Annotated in this window: 14 protein-coding genes and 2 tRNA genes; 15 read left to right on the forward strand and 1 reads right to left on the reverse strand. The window is 55.4% G+C overall.

What is annotated here, in order from left to right; translation table 11 throughout:
• The first annotated feature begins 149 nt into the window (after positions 1-149).
• The 11 genes from MHI24_RS26115 (at position 150) to MHI24_RS26165 (ending at position 17544) form a co-directional block, all read left to right on the forward strand.
• Complete coding sequence (locus MHI24_RS26115; RefSeq protein ID WP_340022472.1) at positions 150-3131, forward strand: carbohydrate binding domain-containing protein; 2982 nt, start codon at positions 150-152, stop codon at positions 3129-3131.
• 90 nt (positions 3132-3221) lie between these two features.
• The gene (locus MHI24_RS26120) at positions 3222-7016 is read left to right on the forward strand and encodes a carbohydrate binding domain-containing protein (RefSeq protein ID WP_340022473.1); all 3795 of its coding nucleotides are present in this window, start codon (positions 3222-3224) and stop codon (positions 7014-7016) included.
• A gap of 584 nt (positions 7017-7600) precedes the next feature.
• A complete protein-coding gene (locus tag MHI24_RS26125) occupies positions 7601-9394 on the forward strand; it encodes an ATP-binding protein (RefSeq protein ID WP_340022474.1) in 1794 nt (597 codons plus the stop codon).
• Positions 9395-9494: 100 nt separating this feature from the next.
• On the forward strand, positions 9495-10223 hold the full coding sequence (locus tag MHI24_RS26130; protein ID WP_340022475.1) for a response regulator transcription factor: 729 nt from the start codon (positions 9495-9497) through the stop codon (positions 10221-10223).
• Between the two features lie 124 nt (positions 10224-10347).
• The gene (pstB, locus tag MHI24_RS26135; RefSeq protein WP_340022476.1) at positions 10348-11103 is read left to right on the forward strand and encodes a phosphate ABC transporter ATP-binding protein PstB; all 756 of its coding nucleotides are present in this window, start codon (positions 10348-10350) and stop codon (positions 11101-11103) included.
• Positions 11104-11161: 58 nt separating this feature from the next.
• Positions 11162-11821 (forward strand): phosphate signaling complex protein PhoU, encoded by a 660-nt coding sequence (phoU, locus tag MHI24_RS26140; RefSeq protein ID WP_340022477.1) that lies wholly within the window; start codon positions 11162-11164, stop codon positions 11819-11821.
• A gap of 210 nt (positions 11822-12031) precedes the next feature.
• Positions 12032-14644: a DNA polymerase I gene (polA, locus tag MHI24_RS26145; protein WP_340026797.1), complete on the forward strand. Its 2613-nt coding sequence runs from the start codon at positions 12032-12034 to the stop codon at positions 14642-14644.
• A 51-nt stretch (positions 14645-14695) separates the two neighbouring features.
• Complete coding sequence (gene mutM / locus MHI24_RS26150) at positions 14696-15538, forward strand: DNA-formamidopyrimidine glycosylase (RefSeq protein WP_340022478.1); 843 nt, start codon at positions 14696-14698, stop codon at positions 15536-15538.
• Between the two features lie 129 nt (positions 15539-15667).
• Positions 15668-16375: a sporulation membrane protein YtaF gene (gene ytaF / locus MHI24_RS26155; RefSeq protein ID WP_340022479.1), complete on the forward strand. Its 708-nt coding sequence runs from the start codon at positions 15668-15670 to the stop codon at positions 16373-16375.
• A gap of 9 nt (positions 16376-16384) precedes the next feature.
• On the forward strand, positions 16385-16978 hold the full coding sequence (coaE, locus tag MHI24_RS26160) for a dephospho-CoA kinase (protein ID WP_340022480.1): 594 nt from the start codon (positions 16385-16387) through the stop codon (positions 16976-16978).
• Positions 16979-16980: 2 nt separating this feature from the next.
• Positions 16981-17544 (forward strand): lytic transglycosylase domain-containing protein, encoded by a 564-nt coding sequence (locus MHI24_RS26165; protein WP_340026798.1) that lies wholly within the window; start codon positions 16981-16983, stop codon positions 17542-17544.
• A gap of 87 nt (positions 17545-17631) precedes the next feature.
• On the opposite strand, the gene MHI24_RS26170 is transcribed toward MHI24_RS26165, so the two are convergent.
• Positions 17632-17850, reverse strand: a complete 219-nt coding sequence (locus MHI24_RS26170; RefSeq protein ID WP_042126012.1) for an alpha/beta-type small acid-soluble spore protein — start codon at positions 17848-17850, stop codon at positions 17632-17634.
• A 164-nt stretch (positions 17851-18014) separates the two neighbouring features.
• On the opposite strand from MHI24_RS26170, the gene nrdR reads away from it, so the two are divergent.
• From nrdR to MHI24_RS26190, 4 genes are all read left to right on the forward strand, one after another.
• Positions 18015-18491, forward strand: a complete 477-nt coding sequence (gene nrdR, locus MHI24_RS26175) for a transcriptional regulator NrdR (RefSeq protein WP_340022481.1) — start codon at positions 18015-18017, stop codon at positions 18489-18491.
• Between the two features lie 224 nt (positions 18492-18715).
• Positions 18716-18791: transfer RNA gene (locus MHI24_RS26180), tRNA-Ala, on the forward strand.
• Between the two features lie 10 nt (positions 18792-18801).
• Positions 18802-18874: transfer RNA gene (locus MHI24_RS26185), tRNA-Lys, on the forward strand.
• Between the two features lie 593 nt (positions 18875-19467).
• On the forward strand, positions 19468-20700 hold the full coding sequence (locus MHI24_RS26190; protein ID WP_340020827.1) for an IS110 family transposase: 1233 nt from the start codon (positions 19468-19470) through the stop codon (positions 20698-20700).
• The last annotated feature ends 201 nt before the right edge of the window (positions 20701-20901 follow it).

Genomic DNA, 20901 nt, shown 5'->3' on the forward strand with positions numbered 1-20901 from the left:
TTGTCTTGACAGCGCATACATGGGCGTGTTAATTTTTAGTGGGGAAACCGGTTTCCCTATCAAAGTCAAAGGTCATAGATTCTGTCGGCGATGTGTGTTGGTAGAGTGTTAAGCTTAAGCGCAGGGTAACCATGAGAGGGAGATGAGGAATGAAAAGAAAACGCAACCGCCTGCTTGTTCCCGTTCTAATCGCATCCATTGTACTGTCCATCACGATGAGTCTGTTTGTGGTCCCGCCTTCTAAGGCGGAGGCTGCCAGTATCGGCACCGTGACGGAGAACGACACGATCTATCAGATTATGGTTGACCGCTTCCATGACGGTGATCCGTCCAACAATGCCACCGGCGCAGCCATCCGCTATGGCGAGAATTCCGAAGAGGACTTCCGTTACATGAAAGGCGGCGACTGGCAGGGGGTGATCGACAAGCTCCCGTACATTCATAACATGGGCTACACTGCGATCTGGATTTCCCCGGTAGCCGAGCCGCAGATGACCAACCGGGAGAACAACGGAACAGGGAAGAATACAGCCTATCACGGATACAATGTCAAAGATCCGAACAAGGCCAACCCCTACTTTGGCACCAAAGAAAAGCTGAAAGAGCTGGTAGACTCCGCGCATGCGCTCGGGATCAAGGTGATCATCGATGTCGTGCCAAACCATATCGGCGATTACATGCTGGGAACTCAGGCTTACTACGATATTCCTTCCTTGCAGCCTGCGGCTCCGTTCAATAACCCGGCCTGGTACCACCACAACGGCGATATTAACTGGTCGTTGGCTGACGGGCGCTACGATCAGTGGGCCCAGGATTATCTGGAGAATCACGATCTGGGCGGCCTGGACGATATCGATTTTGATGTGCCTGCGGCGAAGCAGGCGGTATTCAGCTCGATCAAGGGCTGGTTTGATTATACAGGGGCAGACGGCGCGCGGGTCGATGCGGCCAAGCTGATGAAGCCGACTGATATCGGCGAGCTGCAGAACCTGCTGGGCGTGAATACCTTTGGGGAGAATTTTGACGGCAATGCCGAATTCGTCTCCCGCTGGGTCGGCGCGAACAAGGAATGGGGGATGCTGGACTTCCCGCTGTTCTTCTCGGTGCTGAACAGTTTTGCTTACGGGCAGTCTTTTGACTCCAATATTAAAAGCACACTCGCTCAAGACTCCTACTATGGCGGCAACGCGAACCACATGGTAACCTTCATTGACAATCATGACCGCAATCGCTTCCTCACCGAAGCCGGCGGCAATGTGGCCAAGCTGCAGAATGCGCTGACCTTCATCTTCACCGTGCGCGGGACGCCTGTGGTGTTCCAGGGAACGGAGCAGAATAAGGGCAACGGCAACGGGCAGATCATGACCGGGGGCATCGCTGATACATGGAACCGCTGGTCGATGGTGAAGCGGGACGCAAGCGGCAACGTGCTGGAGAATTACTTCAATGAGAATGCCAGCACCTACAAGCATGTCGCCAAGCTGAACGAGATCCGCAAAAACAATCCGGCCCTGCGCACAGGCACCCAGCGCGAAATGTGGTCGGCACAGAACCTGTATGCGTTCTCCCGGCGGATTGACAGCGGTACGAACGTCGGCCAGGAAGTCATCTCCGCATTCAGCAATGCTTCCAGCGGGTCACAGACCGTGACGCTGCCGCTGCGCGCCGAAAGCTCCCTGACCGCAGGTACAGTTCTGGTCAACCAGCTGAACCCCTCCGATACCGTAACGGTACAGGCGGGCGGTGTAACCGGCAAGCAGATCACGGTAACTCTGGACGCCAACTCTGCCAAAATCTATTCCAAAGTTCAGCCGGTAACCGATACACAGGCTCCTAGTGCTCCGACAAATGTAACTGCCACCGTGCAAAATGCCTCCAGCGCACTGGTGTCCTGGACAGCTTCCACAGATAATGTCGGCGTTACCGGTTATGAGATTTACCGTAATGGGGTGAAGATCGGGACTTCGGCTACGACCTCTTTTACCGATAATGGACTGGTGGGCAGTACGAATTACTCCTATACGATAAAAGCATATGACGCCGCCGGCAATCTGTCGGCCTTCAGCGCCGCGGCCTTGATCGTCACCCCTGCCGGCAACAGTGTTACGATCTACTACAAGCAGGGCTATGCTACTCCGTACATTCATTACCGCCCTGTTGGCGGAACCTGGACGACCGCACCGGGCGCAGCCATTCCGGCAGCAGAGGTTGCAGGCTATAACAAAATTACGATTAATATCGGCGCAGCCACCCAGCTTGAGGCCTGCTTCAATAACGGCAGCGGCACCTGGGACAGTAATGGCGGCAACAATTATCTGTTCGGCACAGGGACGTGGACGTATACGCCTACAGGCAATATCCAGGCAGGCGGACCGGTAACGCCAACGGCTACGCCGACAGCGACACCGACTCCGACGGTAGCGCCAACGGCTACACCAACGCCGACTGTCGCGCCAACGGCAACTCCGGTGCCTACGGCTACGCCAACGGTTGCCCCGACAGCTACACCAGTGCCAACGGCAACTCCGGCGGGTAATACGGCAACAATCTATTACAAGAATACAGCCTTCAGTAATTCGTATATTCACTACAAGCTGGACGGAGCCACAACCTGGACGACTGCGCCGGGTGTGCAAATGCAGACCTCTGCTTTCAGCGGATATCAGTCCATCACCATTCCGCTGGGCAGCGCAACCGGCCTGACCGCAGCGTTCAATAACGGCAGCGGTACCTGGGATAACAACGGCGGCAACAATTATCACTTTGGCACCGGCAGCTCCAGTCTGACGGGCGGCAATGTGACAACTGGCGAGCCGCAGGCAGACAGCGTCACCTTCAAGGTGAGCGTCCCAAGCTCGACTCCGGCAAATGCGCAGGTGTACCTGAGCGGCTCGTTCAATGCCTGGAATGCGGCAGATCCGGCGTATCAATTGACCCGGGGCAGCGATGGGGTGTACTCCATCACCTTGAATCTTCCGGCTGGCACTGCGGTGACGTATAAGCTGACGCGCGGAAGCTGGGGAACGGTAGAGACCGCGTCCTCTGGAGCAGACATTGCGAACCGGACGCTCACGCCTGCAGGCGGTGCTCAGACGGTGACGCTGACCGTGCAACGCTGGAAGGATCAGTAGAGAACATGATGGGGGTGAAGGATGGATGTCCGGCGCCCCCGTTTTTTTGAAGAACAGGGATGAATGAACCAGATGATAAGGAGTTGACCAATGACCAAGACATCCAGGTCCTTACGCAAAATTACAGCCTTGCTCCTGGGCGTGCTTCTATCCGTTCCGGCAGCGGCATCACAGGTCTCGGCAGACATTGCCGCCACACATGTGTACCACAACCATATGCCCAATTTCTGGGCGTATTATGATCTGAACAGCTACAACGCTGCCCCAATCGGCAGCCCGATCCGTTATACCTATGACGGTGAAGTGATTGCGCTGAAGCAGAATCCTCCCCCGGGGTATCCTTATTTTTTGCCTAGTGGTTCCCCGATGCCCCATGATGATCTGGTCTCCTACTATTCCCATCACGCCAAGACCGGAGCGTACCTAACCTGGCCCTGGAGTGTGGCCAATACGCTGCGCAGCAACTATTCCCAGGCCCAAATGCATGTCACGATGTCCGGGTCGGTTGTAAACAACGTCAACAGTATTATCCAACAAGGAAATGTAAGCGGATACAACGATCCGGCCTGGGGAACTCCCTGGAAGAATGCCGTGAACCAGCTCCAAACCGCCGGTGGAAACAACACGCTCGACCTGATTCATTTCTCCGGGCATCATTCGATGGGACCGCTGGTCGGCAATGATTATTTACTGAAGGATCTGATCTACCATGGGGCGACAATGGCTCAGCCTTATTTCCTGGGAAGCAGCTACAAGTCATCTAAAGGGTTCTTTCCGACAGAGCTGGGGTTCTCGGAACGGATCATTCCGGTGCTGGAGAAGCTTGGTATTCAGTGGTCCGTAATTGGCAACAACCATTTCTCCCGAACGCTTAAGGATTATCCGCTGCTGAACAGTCCCGGCGCGGATACGATGATCTCGCCGCCGAACCGCAGCGATCTGCAGAATGTCAGCACGGCCGGCGCCTGGGTAAGTGAGCCGATGTTCAATGAGCAGCAGGTGGTCCAGAACAAATATCCGTTTGCTTCAACGCCGCATTGGGTTCGTTATGTTGACCCGGCCACCGGGGCCGAATCCAGAGTGGTTGGCATCCCTGTGGCTCAGGCGCAGTCCTGGGAGGAAGGGTATTTGGGCCAGGTCAAGGCCGATGCGCTGAAGCCGTATGAGAATCTAGTTCCGCAGAAGCAGATTTTTGTCGTAGCCCATGATGGGGATAATTCTTCGGGCCGGGCCGGCTCGGAGGAGACCTGGCGCAATGCCGGGAATGTGACCTATGCAAGCAGCGGGGTTACGGGCATGGGAATAGATGAGTATCTGCTCAGCAACACCCCAGCCGCCTCCGATGTGGTTCATGTTCAGGACGGTTCGTGGATTGATACGCGTGATTCCTCCTCCGATCCGACCTGGTACCATTGGCGTCTGCCGTTCGGGATCTGGAAGGGGCAGTTCGCCGCCTTCAATCAGGTGAACGGTACTTCCTATGCCCCGAAGAAGAATCTGGCGGGGATTGAGGAAGGCATGACTGTATCGTTCGAGAAGGGCTATCATTATCTGGAGCGGAACTTCGCACTGCTTCAGGCTTCCTTGAATTATGCCAAGACGGCTGAGCAGATCTGGCTGGAGGAGCATCCGAATTATTGGCAGCCGGCGAATCCGATAGACCGCGAGGTGACCTATGAGGGGAATCAGCTGAACCCCTGGATGATCTCTTATCCTGTAAAAGGAGACGCAGCAAATGACTACGCCGGAGGTGCCAATCCCGCTGAGCTGGCCTGGTATTTCCTGCTTCCTGCCATGGACTCAGGCTTCGGCTATTACGATGAGAATGTGGATGACAGTGTGAAGCCGGCGTTGTCTTTTAACCAATCGCTGTATTTCTCCAAGCCCTATGTGTCGCAAAAACAGGCCAAAGACAAAACAGGCCCTTCCGTCTGGTGGCCGCAGCGTTATCCGTACAATCCGGGCAGCGCCAATGTCAGCAAGGCGGAGGGCTGGACGTTGCAGCATTTCAATAATACTTTTGCTATCTATACCTATGCGTTCGATACCAGCGGCATCAGCGACATCAAGGTGAAGGTCCGGGTTCACCGCGATAAGACCGCAGATGCGGCGGACAATACCTTCAAGGTCTATGATCCGGCGGGAATGGCTGCCGCAGGGGTACCCAATATCGATCCGGCCAAGGTTGGTGAATGGACCGAATACCCGATGAATGTCCGCGATCTCAGCGCCGATATTAATGGTGTAGACTGGCAGGCAAGCAGCAAGGCGATGATGCAGAAGGTACCGGCGACAGACATTGGGAATCTGTACTTCACGTATCTCTCCGGTTACCGGGATCAGCTCTTGGACTACTATATCGAAGCGAAGGATGCCAAAGGCAATGTGACCAAAAGCGAGATTCAGCAAGTCTACGTAGGCGCGGGTAAATATACGCTGGCGAACGGCAAGTATACAGAGAGTATGCAAGGCACAATTGAAGGAACCCATCCGTTCATTACCGATGTGCCAGCCGTACCGGACACAGAAGCTCCGGCTGTACCGGCGAATCTTCAGGCTAAGGTAGTCAATGCCTCCACGATCGGGCTAACCTGGGATGCAGCGGCAGATAACATCCGGGTGACCGGCTATGAAATCTACCGCAATGGAGTTAAAATCGGCACCTCCCAGACGGCATCCTATACCGACAGCGGCTTGTCAGGCAGCACGGACTACGAATACCAGGTCAAAGCCTATGATGCCTCCGGCAATCTGTCGGCCTTCAGTGCAGCGGCGGCGGCTACAACCCCTGCCGGGAATCAGGTGACGATCTACTACAAGCAGGGCTATGCTACCCCGTACATTCATTACCGCCCTGTTGGCGGAACCTGGACGACCGCACCGGGCGCAGCCATTCCGGCGGCAGAGGTGGCCGGCTATAACAAAATTACCATTAATATCGGCGCGGCCACCCAGCTTGAAGCCTGCTTCAATAACGGCAGCGGCACCTGGGACAGCAATGGCGGCAGCAATTATCTGTTCGGTACGGGGACGTGGACGTATACGCCGACTGGAAATATTCAGTCGGGCGGTCCGGTGACGCCAACACCAACGCCGACAGCGACAGTTAAGCCGAGTGCGACGCCGACGGCGACACCAGTGCCGTCGCCAGCAGCAACGGCAACACCTGCACCGACTGTTACGCCAACGCCTACGGCTGTACCGACACCGACTGTCGCGCCAACGGCAACTCCGGTGCCAACGGTCGCCCCGACTTCAACACCAGTGCCAACTGCTACTCCGGCGGGTAACACGGCGACGATCTATTACAAGAATACAGCTTTCAGCAATTCGTATATTCACTACAAGCTGGATGGAGGAGCGGCCTGGACGACAGCGCCGGGCGTGCAGATGCAGACCTCAACCTTAAGCAGCTACAAGTCCATCACCATTCCGCTGGGCAATGCCACCGGCCTGACCGCAGCGTTCAATAACGGTAGCGGCGCCTGGGATAACAACGGCGGCAACAATTATAACTTCGGCACCGGCAGCTCCAGCTTGACGGGCGGCAATGTGACCACCGGCGAGCCGCAGGCGGATAGCTTTACCTTCAAGGTGAGTGTGCCAGGCTCGACTCCAGCGAATGCTCAGGTGTACCTGAGCGGCTCGTTCAACGCCTGGAATGCGGCAGATCCGGCATATCTGCTGACTCGTGGGAATGATGGTGTCTATTCCATCACCCTGAATCTTCCGGCAGGCACTGCGGTGACATATAAGCTGACGCGCGGAAGCTGGGGAACGGTAGAGACCGCGTCCTCTGGAGCGGACATTGCGAACCGGACGCTCACACCGGCAGGCGGTGCGCAGACCGTGACGCTGGCCGTGCAGCGCTGGAAGGATCAGTAGAGTGTAAGTAACAAACGAATAGCGTCCTTTCTAAATGGTGAGGTATGCCATTCAGGAAGGGCGTTTTCTGGTTGGTGAGGCAGGCGAGCCAAATGTAATCGAAAAACTACTTACAATACGCCGGTCGAAGGCAAGCGGACCGAATGTAATCGGAAAACCGATTACAATGCGCAGCGTTGGGGTGGACGAGCCAAATGTATGCAAAAAACTGAACACAATGCACTTTCCGTTCCCCAGCAAGCAGTTGGGCAGAGAAATGCGATGGTCCGCCTGTCCGCCTGAGGTTTGTAAGGTTTACCTGTAACTCCCACCTCTTAAACAGCGGAGCGGGCGGACTGATTGTGGAGAAGCGGCAGCGATCGGAACAACGGTCCGACTGCGGAGCGTTCATCCAAGCGCCTACAGCACAGCCCCCAAACACCCTACCCAGCGTTCGCCCAAGCGCCCCCATAAGTACCGCCCCCCCGCACTCACAAATTTTACACTCCGTTGATAATCGCCCCCGGAACTGGTATTTTGCCGGAAATGGAGGTAGAGTGGTCTCAGGGACACAGATACAATGACAAGGAAGAGGACTGCCGCTGATGAAACCATTTCGCATTCGACTGACAATTATCCTGATGGCGCTGATCGGGATTTCCATGACCGGGGCCGGGATTACGATGGCCAAGCTGTTCAAGGACTCGCATATCTCCGTGCTGGAGGAGAACATGTCCCGGGAGATTAAGCTGCTTTCCGGCACTTTTACATTCGTGGATGTATCCGCCCCGGACGCTATCAATTACTATACCGAACAGGCCCACAAGATCTCCGAGCTGACCGGATCACGCGTCACCTTCATTACGAAGCAGGGCCGGGTCATCGGCGACTCGGAGAAGAATCCGCGCGAGATGGACAACCATTCCACCCGCGAGGAGGAGCTGCTGGCCGCGAAGGAAGGGATCGGGCGGGCGATCCGATACAGCGATACGCTGGACCGTGACATGATGTATGTGGCGGGTTCAGTTTCCTCGGATCAGGGGTTTGACGGTTACATCCGGTTGTCAATGGGGCTGGATGCCGTATCGGAGGGGCTGAGCCGGGCGTGGATGATTATGGCGGGCGGACTAGTGCTGCTCTTCGTTGCCGCTGCACTGGTCAGCTACAAGGTGGCCTCCAGTATGACCTCGCCGCTGGAGCAGATTACCAGGGTAGCCCGGCGTATTACTGATCTGGACTACGATGCCCGCGTGCCGCTGAGGCGCAAGGATGAGGTCGGCCAGCTGGCAACAGCGATCAATGCGATGGCCGACAGCCTCCAGGCCCAGCTCAAGACGATCCGCGACAATGAGGATCTGCTGCAGAGCGTCCTCGATAATATGACCGGCGGCATTGTGATGATCAACGAGGCGGGGGAGATTGCCCTGCTCAACCGGGCGGCCGAACGTCTGCTGGATGTGAAGCACAGTGAAATGACCGGACATTCCTATAAAGAGATCAAGCATCATTATGAGCTGACCCGGCTGATTGACGAGGGCGTATCTGCTGGCGAGCCTGTTCATGAGGAGCGCACCATCTATAATCCGGTGGAACGGATTGTGCGCGTGGACGGCGTGCCGATGCTCCAGGACGGCTCCTCGCGCGGCATGCTGTTCCTGCTGCAGGAGGTTACAGAGATCCGCCGGCTGGAGCGAATGCGCAGCGAGTTCGTGGCCAATGTCTCCCATGAGCTGAAGACCCCGGTGGCTGCGGTCAAAGGCTTTGCCGAGACCCTGCTGGGCGGCGGAGTGACCGACGAGAAGACCGCCCGTTCGTTCCTGCAGATCATCTACGACGAGAATGAGCGGCTGAACCGCCTGATCGGCGACATTCTGGAGCTGTCCAAAATCGAGTCCAAACGCGTACAGCTTGATTGCTCCCCGGTCCACCTCATCGAATTCTTCGATTCTATCCTGGAGACGCTCAGCAAGGTGGCCGAGAAGAAGAAGATTACACTCAGCTCCGAGGTGCCGGAGGAGCTGTTCATCGAAGGGGACGAAGATAAGCTGCGCCAGATTTTCATGAATCTGCTCTCCAATGCCATCAACTATACCCAGGACGGGGGGAACGTCAGAGTTACTGTAGCCAATCTCCAGAAGGCGGACGGGACGGAAAGTGTGCGCTTTACGGTCAGTGACACGGGGATGGGGATACCGCGCAAGGATCTGCCGCGCATCTTCGAGCGCTTTTACCGGGTGGACAAGGCGCGCTCCCGAAGCTCCGGCGGGACTGGTCTTGGCTTGTCCATCGTGAAGCATCTGGTGGAGCTGCATCGGGGAACGATTACAGTAGAGAGCGACCTCGGCATCGGCAGTTCGTTCATTCTGGAATTGCCGCTGCTGCAGGAGGAGAACGCATAAATTAAATTTATTATTTTACACTAAGTTAACATTACGGTGCTATGATGTGCATGTGTGCAGTTATGTAAAATTAATAACCTATGAAAAGACGGGGGAACCTATGGCACAACGATTGCTTGTCATTGAAGACGAACCGACACTGGCCCGGCTGCTGTCTTATAACCTGACTCAGGAAGGCTACGAAGTGACGGTGGAGGATCATGGAACGGCAGGATATGACCGTGCGACTAGAGAACCGTTTGATCTGATCGTACTGGATCTGATGCTGCCCGGCATGAACGGCATTGACATTCTGGATAAATTGCGCGGACAAGGCATACGTACCCCGGTCATTGTATTGACGGCCAAGAATGCGGAAGAGGACGTCGTCCGGGGGCTGAAATCCGGAGCGGATGATTATATTACCAAGCCGTTTGGCGTATCCGAGCTGCTGGCCCGGGTCAGCGCCGTGCTGCGGCGGATCTCCGGGATGGCCGAGGAGGCTCCGGCGGAAGCGGAGGTATCCTCATCGACCATTATTCTGGGACAGCTGGAAATTTACCCGGAGCGATACGAAGTGTCACTGGGCGGACAGAGCATCAATCTGCGGCCCAAGGAATTCGAGGTACTGCTGTATCTGGCCCGCAAGCCGGGCGTGGTCCTGACCCGGGACGACCTGATGAACGCCGTCTGGGGCTTCGATTATATCGGAGGCCAGCGCACCGTGGATGTGCATGTCAGCTCCCTGCGCAAGAAGCTGGAGCTTGATCCGGAATCCGTGCATATCGATTCGATCCGCGGCGTAGGCTACAAGCTGGTTGTGAATAAGAAGAGAACACCGGTCATTTAACGATGGCGGTGTTCTCTTCGGTTCCGGAGGATTTTACATTGCGTTAACAATTCTCTGGAGCTCTATTTACACTGAAAGCTTATCATGGGGAACGAAGATGATGAGAAGGAGACAACCGAAACGAATGAAATCCATCATTGACATAGAGAAGCTGGATCTCTACTATGAGTCATTCCATGCACTGAAGAATGTGGATTTGCAGATTCCTGAGAAGCAGGTCACCGCGTTTATCGGCCCTTCCGGCTGCGGAAAGTCCACCCTGCTGCGGACGCTGAACCGGATGAATGATATGATTCCCGGAACGCGCATTGAAGGTAAAGTGAATATCGGCGGCAAAAATATTTACAGCGACGAGATTGAAGTCGAAAGTCTGCGCAAGCAGGTGGGGATGGTGTTCCAGCAGCCCAACCCGTTTCCCAAGTCGATCTATGACAATGTGGCCTACGGCCCGCGTCTGCATGGGGTGAAGGGCAAGGCTGAGCTGGACGTCCTTGTGGAGCAGAGTCTGCGCCAGTCGGCACTCTGGGAGGAAGTGAAGGATTTCCTCAAGAAGTCTGCCCTGAGCTTGTCCGGCGGCCAGCAGCAGCGTCTGTGTATCGCCAGAGCCCTGGCCGTGCAGCCGGATATTCTGCTGATGGATGAGGCAACGTCCGCGCTGGACCCCGTGTCCACGCTGAAGATTGAGGAGCTGGTCCAGGAGCTGCGGGATAAGTATACGATTGTGATGGTCACGCATAATATGCATCAGGCCGCCCGGGTGTCGGGGCGCACCGTATTTTTCCTGAACGGCGTCATTGTGGAGGCTGCGGATACCGAGCTGCTGTTCTCTAACCCGAAGGATTCCCGCACAGAGGATTATATTTCCGGACGTTTCGGCTAAGGCAGATGCTTAAGTTCACCCGTTGGACCATATGTTGTGGAGGAGGCACGTTGTCAATATGATTCGCAGAAAAGAATTCGACAAAGATCTGGAAGAACTGCGCACCCTGCTGCAGCAGATGGGCGAGCATGTCACGGATGCCCTGGATGGTGCGATACTGGCCCTGCAGACCCTGGATACGGAGCGGGCTCAGGAGATTGTTAAAGCGGACCTGCGGCTGAATGCCATGGAGGACCGGATTATGGAGATCGGCTCGCGGCTGATCATCACCCAGCAGCCGGTGGCGAAGGACCTGCGCCGCATTATTGTAGCCTTCAAAATCTCCAGCGACCTGGAGCGCATGGGCGATCTGGCGCTGGATGTCGCCAAGGTTACGATGCGGATTCAGGGGCAGCAGCTCATCAAGCCGCTCGTGGATATTCCGCGCATGGCAGAGCTGGTGACCGTAATGACTAACGAAGCGATTCAATCCTATCTGGATGAGAATACCGATCTGGCTTACAAAATGGCCCAGGACGACGATCAGGTCGATGGCCTGTACAGCGCGATGATTAACGAGCTGTACACGTATATGGTCCAGAAACCGGAAACGGTGAATCAGGCCATGCTGCTTACACTGGTCGGCCGTTACATTGAGCGGATCGCTGACCATGCCACTAATATCGGCGAGAGTGTGGTATATCTGGTGACGGGCAAACGCCCGGACCTGAACCAATAAGCATAGACTGCTGGAAGCAAGCCTTCATACCGGGGGCTTGTTTTTTATTTGGGAGTAGAGCGGCGATTCGCGGCAGAGCCATTTCGTCTTGGTGCGGGGCATATGGTACTATATATGAAGTAAGCAAGATTAAGGCGAGGTGTTAGAGTGAACAAGGACAAGCTGATACTCATTGATGGAAATAATATCATTTACCGCGCATTTTTTGCGATGCCGCCGCTGACCAATACGGCAGGGCAGCAGACGAATGCGGTGTACGGGTTCACAACGATGCTGCTGCGGCTGATTGAAGAGCATAAGCCGAGTCATATGATTGTCGCCTTCGACGCCGGGAAGATTACCTTCCGGCATGAGGGCTATGAGGAATACAAAGGCGGACGACAGAAGACGCCGCCGGAGCTGTCCGAGCAGTTCCCGCTGCTGAAGGAGCTGCTGAAGGGGCTGGGCGTTCCGCAGTTCGAGATCGAAGGCTATGAAGCGGACGATATTATCGGGACGATCTCCCGGGAGGCGGATGAAGCCGGCCGGCAGGTGATGATTGTGTCCGGGGACAAGGATATGCTGCAATTGGCCTCCGAGCATACCACCGTGGCGCTGGTGCGCAAAGGGGTAACCGAGGTGGAGCTGTACGGGCCGCAGCAGATCCGCGATAAGTACGATCTCACCCCGCTGCAGATCATCGATCTGAAGGGGCTGATGGGCGATGCCAGCGATAATATTCCCGGGGTGCCGGGAGTTGGGGAGAAGACGGCGCTTAAGCTGCTCCAGCAGTTCGGATCGGTCGAGGGTGTGCTGGCCGGAACCGGTGAGCTGAAGGGGAAGATGAAGGAGAAGCTGGAGGAGCATGCCGACAGTGCGATTATGAGCAAAAAGCTGGCGACCATCTACCGCGAGGTTCCGCTGGCTCACGCCTGGGAGGATATGGTCTTCAGCGGGATCAACACCGCTACGGCCGGGCCGGCCCTGGCGCGGCTGGAATTCAAATCGCTGCTGGAGCGCCTGTCCCTGAGCGCATATTCCCAAGGAGCGGACGGCTCTTCCGGGCCTGCGGAGGTGGAGGCGGAAGAGCTGGCAATCACTATTGTAGATGAAGCCGGACTGGACGCGCTGAATGCTGTCTTGCCGGACATCACTGCGCTGCATGTCGAGTCTAACGGGGAGAATCCGCACCGCTCGGAGGTTATCGGCCTCGGCCTGTCTTCGCCGGAGCAGCATTACTTCGTGCCGTTTGCCCTGCTGAAGAGTGAGGCGGCAGCGCCGCTCAGAGCCTGGCTCGGCGATGAACAGGCGCCGAAGAGCGGGTATGATCTGCACCGTGCCGATCTGGCGCTGCATTGGCAGGGGATTGCTTTTGCCGGGGCTGCTAAGGATGTTCAGCTTGCTGCCTATCTGCTGGACCCGACAGAGGCGAACCAGAACCTGAATGATCTGACCAGTAAATACGGACTGCCCCGCTTGTCGCCGGATGAAGAGGTCTTCGGCAAAGGGGCCAAATATAGAATACCGGAGCTTGCCGTTCTCGGTGAGCATGTCGCCCGCAAAAGTGCCACCGTTCTGGGGATTGTGCAGAAGCAGCAGGAGGAGCTGAAGAAGACAGGCATGACCGGCCTGTTCCAGGACCTGGAGATGCCGCTCTCGCGCATTCTTGCCGATATGGAGAAGCAGGGCATCGCTGTCAACAAGGAGGAGCTGGTTCAGCTCGGCAGGGAGTTTGAAGCCCAGATCGCCCAGCTAGTGACGGAAATCTATGCGGTGTGCGGCACTGAATTCAATCTCAATTCACCCAAGCAGCTGGGCGAGGTGCTGTTCGTGAAGCTTGGCCTGCCTGTCGTGAAGAAGACGAAGACCGGATATTCCACCGACGCCGAGGTGCTGGAGAAGCTTGCGCCTTATCATGACGCTGTGCGCCTGATTCTGCAATACCGCACTCTGGCCAAGCTGCAATCCACATATGTCGAAGGATTAATGAAGGAAATCTCGCCGGAGACGGGCAAGGTGCACACCTTTTACCGCCAGACCATTGCCGCTACAGGCCGGCTTAGCAGCCAGTTCCCGAACCTGCAGAATATTCCGATCCGGCTGGAGGAGGGCCGCAAGCTCCGCAAGGTCTTCGTGCCCTCCGAACCGGGCTGGTCGATTCTGGCGGCGGACTACTCGCAGATCGAGCTGCGTGTGCTGGCGCATATCTCGGGTGATGAGCGGATGAAGGAAGCTTTTGTCGAGGATATGGATATTCATACAAAGACGGCGATGGACGTATTCGGCGTTACCGCTGACAGTGTGGACAGCAACATGCGCCGCTCGGCTAAGGCGGTAAACTTCGGGATTGTGTACGGTATCAGCGACTACGGGCTGTCTCAGAACCTGAATATTCCGCGGAAGGAAGCAGCAAAGTTCATTGAACAGTATTTCGAAGTGTTCCAGGGCGTCCGCCGTTATATGGATGAGATTGTGGTCGAGGCCCGTAAGCAGGGCTATGTCACCACACTGCTGGAGCGCCGCCGGTATCTGCCGGAGATTAATGCGAAGAACTTCAATCTGCGTTCCTTCGCCGAGCGGACTGCGATGAATACGCCGATCCAGGGCACAGCCGCCGATATCATCAAGCTGGCGATGGTCCATATGGATAAGGCACTGTATGAGCGCGGCCTGAAGAGCCGGATGCTGCTCCAGGTGCACGATGAGCTGGTGTTTGAGGTGCCGGAGGAGGAGCTGGAGGAGATGAAGCAGCTGCTGCCTGAGGTGATGGCTGGGGCGCTTGCGCTGTCGGTGCCGCTGAAGGCTGAGGTAAGTTATGGCAGTAACTGGTATGAAGCGAAATAGGGTCCCCGCATAAGGCGGATATCCGTTATAATGGAGGGGAGGTGAGCCATTATGCCGGAATTGCCGGAAGTTGAGACAGTCAGAAGAACACTTAACGAATTAATTACAGGCAAGCAGATAGAGCAGGTGACCGTCCGGCTGCCGCGGATTATTCAGCGCCCGGACGATACGGTGGCTTTTGCCCATATGCTGGCAGGCCATACAGTGGAGACGGTGGAGCGCAGAGGGAAGTTCCTGCGGTTCCTGTTCGATGGACTGGTGATGGTCTCCCATCTGCGGATGGAGGGCCGTTACGGGTTATACCGCCAAGATGAGCCGCTGGACAAGCACACGCATGTGATTTTTCATTTCACCGACGGTACGGAATTGCGTTACACCGATGTGCGCCAGTTCGGAACGATGCATCTGTTCCAGCCGGGCGAGGATCTGCTGCTGAAGCCGCTGAACAAGCTGGGCCAGGAGCCGCTGGATGCTGATTTTACGCTGGAGCGGTTCAAGCAGATTGTCGCGCACCGGAGCACCAAGATCAAGCCGCTGCTGCTCAATCAGGAGGTTGTGGTTGGCATCGGCAATATTTATGTGGATGAGTCCCTGCACCGTGCGGGCATTCACCCGGAAGCCGCCGCGAGGTCACTCTCGGAAGAACAGCTGGCCCGGCTGCATCACGCCATAGTTGCCACGCTGACAGAAGCGGTGAATGCCGGAGGCTCCTCAGTGAAGTCGTATGTTAACGGTCAGGGGGAGAGCGGCAATTATCAGGATGAGCACCGGATCTACGGACGCAAGGACCAGCCTTGTGTCACCTGCGGCACGCTGATTGCGAAGAGTGTGGTCGGCGGACGGGGAACGCATTATTGTCCGAGCTGCCAGCCGGCTCCTATGCCGGTTCTGTAACAGACTGCAAAAGGCAGGCACCCATCGCCTGTCCCGCCCATATAATGTGTGAAGACTGCTGATTAAGGCGAAGCGGAGCCCGGCTGGCATCATCTGCCTGGTTCCTGCTCTTCACGGGAGGGATTGCGGGTGCTAAGCCCATGGTTGTCATTGCTGCTGCTGGCGTTTGCTCTTAGTCTGGACGGTTTCGGTGTTGGCATTACATATGGTCTGCGTAAAATGAAAATCCCTTTGCTCTCGGTCATGATTATCTCGCTCTGTTCAGGGGTGGTCATCTACGTCTCAATGCAGGTAGGTGTGCTGCTGGCCAAGGTGATCTCGCCTTATGCCGCTTCCAGTATCGGAGCGGTTATTCTCGTCTTGATGGGCTGCTGGTCCCTGTTCCAGATGCTGACCCAGAAGGAGAAGGAGCAGCCGGATGGTGCGGCGGGCGGGGAGACCATGCTGGAGACCGCCGCTGCTGCCGCTGCGGTGCAGGAGGTTGAACAGCCGAAGCCGGCCGTATTCTCGCTGGAGCTGCGGCATCTCGGGGTCGTGATCCAGATTCTCCGCACTCCGTCCTCCGCCGATATCGATGCCTCCGGCAGCATATCCCCGCTGGAAGCTATGATTCTGGGGATTGCCCTATCGCTGGATGCCTTCGGTGCGGGCCTTGGCGCTGCGCTGCTCGGGTTCAGCCCGTGGACGACTGCACTGATGATTGCCATATTCAGCGGAACCTTTCTGCGGCTGGGGATGAAGACCGGGCTGAGATTGTCCGGCAGTTACTGGATGAAGCATGCCGCCGTTCTGCCGGCGTTATTATTAATTGCAATGGGTATAATGAAGTTATTATGAGGTGAGTACATGATTATAGGCTTAACCGGAGGCATTGCTTCGGGCAAAAGCACCGTGTCCGCACTGTTTGTCAGGGAGGGAGCGGCCCTGGTCGATGCAGATGTCATCGCCAGGGAGGTCATGCTTCCCGGACATCCGGTGCTGGCTGCGGCTGTACAGGCGTTCGGGGACCGGATTCTGCGGCCTGACGGTTCACTGGACCGGGCAGCGCTCGGCGATATTGTATTCCGGGACCCGGAAGCGCTTCAGACGCTGAACAGCCTGACTCATCCGGCGATCCGCAGGGAGATCAGGGAGCGAATGAATGCGCTGGAGCAGGAAGATCCGCAGCGCCTGGTTATTGTTGATATTCCGCTATTGTACGAGTCAGAGCTGGACACGCTGTTCGAGCAGGTTATCGTGGTTTATGTTCCCCGAAGGGTCCAGTTAGCCCGCCTGATGGAGCGCAGCGGAATGACGCTGGAGCAGGCCGAGGGCCGGGTTGCCGCACAGATGGACATTGAGCTGAAGCGCAGGAGAGCAACCTATGTGATTGACAACAGCGGCGGGCCTGAGGCCACGGAGCGCCAGGTTGCCGCCCTGCGGGACAGGCTGGTCCGCTGATGATGAAGTGGCTGCGCAAAAAAAGAGTGCTTCTGCTGTTATTTATAGGCTTCACAGCCATTCTGTTTCTCAGCACCAACTGGATGTCGTGGTTCTATCCGATCTACTACAAAGATGAGATCCGCAAGCACAGCCTGACTTATGAGATGGACCCGTTCCTTGTGGCTTCAATTATCCGGGTGGAGACTAACTACAAGACCGGACGTGAATCCAAAAAAGGGGCCATCGGACTCATGCAGCTCATGCCGGACACGGCCAAGTGGGCCCTGGAGAAGGCCAAGCTCCCCGACGTGTCGCTGGAGCGGCTGAAGGAGGAGCCTTCATCCAATATTGAACTCGGCACCTGGTATCTGTCGACGCTCTCCCGCCAGTTTGACGGCAACCGGACGGCGATTATCGCTGCTTACAATGCCGGACCCGGCAAGGTGCAGAGCTGGCTGGATGAAGGGCAGTGGGACGGAAGGGAAGAGACGGTGAAGGATATTCCCTTCGGGGAGACCCGCCACTATGTGCAGCGTGTGATTTATTACTATGACCAGTACACCGAGCTGTACAGTGAATTCTGACGTTCTTCTTGTGATGCAAAAAGAAGCACCAAACGGCCGAGGCCGCTTGATACTTCTTAGGCAAGCTTATGTCGTGTTTGAGACAGGTTATTTGTACTGACCTGCCAGTTGCTGTTCAGCCAGGGTTACAAGACGTTTAGTGATGTAACCACCGATCGAACCGTTTTCGTAAGAAGTTTTATTGCCTTGGTATCCGTCTGGGGAGAGGGTAATACCTAGTTCTTGGGCAACTTCATATTTCAGTTGTTCCAAGGCACCGCGTGAATTTGGAGCTACCAGGTTATTGGAGCTGTTGTTTTGGCTCATTGCTGTTCACCTCCTATCGGTTGGTAACTGTATTATGTGCCGGACATGGCATATTCATAACAACAATTAAACGGTGATTTCTGGAAAATAAATAACAACCCCGTACAGACGGGCTACAGGTCTGCGGGGCTGTTCAATCTAACCAAGAGGAAGTGAAGAAGCTTATGAAATGTCCTTACTGCGATCATACCAACACCAAGGTGCTTGACTCCCGGCCGGCCAATGAGAATAAGTCGATCCGCCGCAGGCGTGAATGCGAGCAGTGCAGCCGCCGGTTCACCACCTTCGAGATGATCGAGGAGACCCCGCTGATCGTCATCAAAAAAGGCGGCAGCCGTGAAGAGTTCAGCCGCGACAAAATCCTCCGCGGCCTCATCCGCGCCTGCGAGAAGCGCCCGGTGCCGGTGGAGCGCCTGGAGGTAATCGTCTCCGAGGTGGAGAAGAGTCTGCGCGGCATCGCTCTGGCCGAGATCGAGAGCCGCCAGATCGGCGAGCTGGTGATGGAGCAGCTCTATCCGGTAGACGAGGTGGCCTACGTCCGCTTCGCGTCCGTATACCGCCAGTTCAAGGACATCAACATGTTCATGAAGGAGCTGAAGGGTCTGCTCTCCAAGAATACGGAGGAGCTGGACGGGCTGTAATCGGCTCTGTGTGGAGACGTCAGGAATAGTGAGGTAAAGGGATTGGCCTGAGGTTCAGGGCCGGTCCCTGTGCCGGAAATTTTTTTGAATAAAAGTGTTGACACCTGCGGACGATTTCTGTATTATATAGAAGTCGGCTACGAAATATAAGAAACTTCAAGCGACTAGAGCATAACGCTCGAATGAGATTTTAGAATACATAATGTCATTCTAAATCGGCCTGTGGGGCCATAGCTCAGCTGGGAGAGCGCATCGCTGGCAGCGATGAGGTCAGGGGTTCGATCCCCCTTGGCTCCACCAAATTTCATATGGACTCTTAGCTCAGTTGGTAGAGCAGTTGACTCTTAATCAATTGGTCCAGGGTTCGAGTCCCTGAGAGTCCATCACAGAAAGAACGGCAGAGATGCCGTTCTTTTGCTGTGTTCAGGGGATTTTTAGTATTTGTATGAAAAACCGATCACAATCGGCGATGGCGCAAGTATCTGGGACAAATGTATGTGGAAAACCGAACACAATCGAACCGAGCACGGCGCGCAGGCCAAATGTAATCGAAAAACCGACTACATTGGGCATGGCGGAGGTCCGTAGGCCAAATGTAATCGAAAAACCGATCACATTCGGCGCTGGTGAGGTGTGTGGATAGAATGTAATCGAAAAACTGATTACATTGGGCGTAGCGAAGGCGGGTGGACGGAATGTAATCGAAAAACAGGCATGACAAGGCAGAGGCCTTGTCACCCCCAGGAATGAAAATAAGTGGTTGGCATCCGTCGCATCCATTCTAAATGAGGCTGTAGTCGTCAACACTTACATATACAAATCAAAGGGCGGAAACGGTTACTGGGACCCACCCCGTTCGAAAAACCGTTCTATTGCGCTTTTCGAGCATCGCCTATTGTAGCCCCCAAAAGTACGTGTATTAAATTACACTCACTCGAGCGCATGATTTGTAAACTGACGATGGAGGATGGTAGGAATGGATGCTGTACGTATGTGTTGCGCCGGTCTGGACGTGCATCAGGAAACCGTTGTAGCCTGCGTGTTAAAAGGACCGATCGAACAGAAACCCCAATATCACCTGAAAACGTTTGGGACGACAACCAAAGAATTGCTCGGCCTGCAAGATTGGCTGAGTGAACACGGCTGCCGGGAAGTGGTGATGGAGAGCACCGGCGTGTTATGGAAACCGGTATGGAACATCTTAGAGGGCAGTTGTGACCTCGTCCTGGCCAACGCCCGGCGGGTAAAGAATACGTCGGGTCGAAAAACGGACATGCAAGACGCGCGCTGGTTAGCGCAATTGCACCGTTGCGGGCTCATTGAAGGCAGTATGGTGCCCGAACAGGACATCCGGGATTTGCGGGATTTGACTCGTTACCGGAGTAAGATGGTGCAGGCGGTGACGGCGGAGAAAAACCGCATTCACAAAATCCTGCAGGATGCCAACATCAAACTAACCACCTTTATGTCCGATCTCTATGGGGTTACGGGACGGGGCCTGCTCCAGAAGATCATGGACGGCGAGGTCGTGGACGAAGTGACCGTTAAAAACCTGGTCAAAACCCGTTTAAAAAAGAAAGTTCCGCAGCTACTCGACGCGCTCAATGGCAAGTTGCGCCGTCATCATCGGGAGATGATTCGAGACCACTGGGACCACTTGGTCTATTTGGAGAAAAGAATCACGGAACTGGAAGCGCGAATCGAGGCGAAGGCAGAACCGTACCTGGAGGTGATTGAACAAATTGACTCCATTCCAGGAATTGAGCGGACGTCTGCTGTGACCATTTTTGCCGAAGTGGGGCCGCATGTCGCGGAAATGTTCCCGAGTGATGCGCAGTTCGCTTCATGGGCGGGAGTGTGTCCAGGGAACAACGAAAGTGCGGGAAAGCGAAGAAAGTCAAAAACGATGCAAGGGAACAAGCATCTGAAAGGTGCGTTGTGTCAGGCGGCTTGGGCGAACGCTCGCTCCTCGAACCGGATCGGCCAATTCTTTCGACGAATCCGGAAGAGACGAGGAGATAAAAAAGCAAACGTCGCCACGGCGCATTTGCTGATTCGAATCCTCCATGCCCTGATGCGGGAGAAGAGGTCATACCAAGAAATAGACGTCTCACTAGGCGATGAGACGTCCAAGAAAAACAGGTTGGATCGGTACGTTCAATATATCCAGCAGTTAGGATATAGCGTGCAACTAAATCCTACCCCATAGTCTTCCCTTTTTCAAAAAAACGAAACGTTTTTTGGGGGCGGTGGGTCTTTTTTTGTCAAAACCCAGTCTGCGGCGCGTTTTCCGGTACTTTTATTTTCGTATTAAACCGACTACATTCGGCGCTGCTGAGGCACGTACCGAATTATAACCGGAGTAATGAGATTCGTTGATATGATGTTGATTTAATGAGAAGTTTGTATA

The organism is Paenibacillus sp. FSL K6-1096, from assembly GCF_037977055.1.
Taxonomy (GTDB): domain Bacteria; phylum Bacillota; class Bacilli; order Paenibacillales; family Paenibacillaceae; genus Paenibacillus_AQ.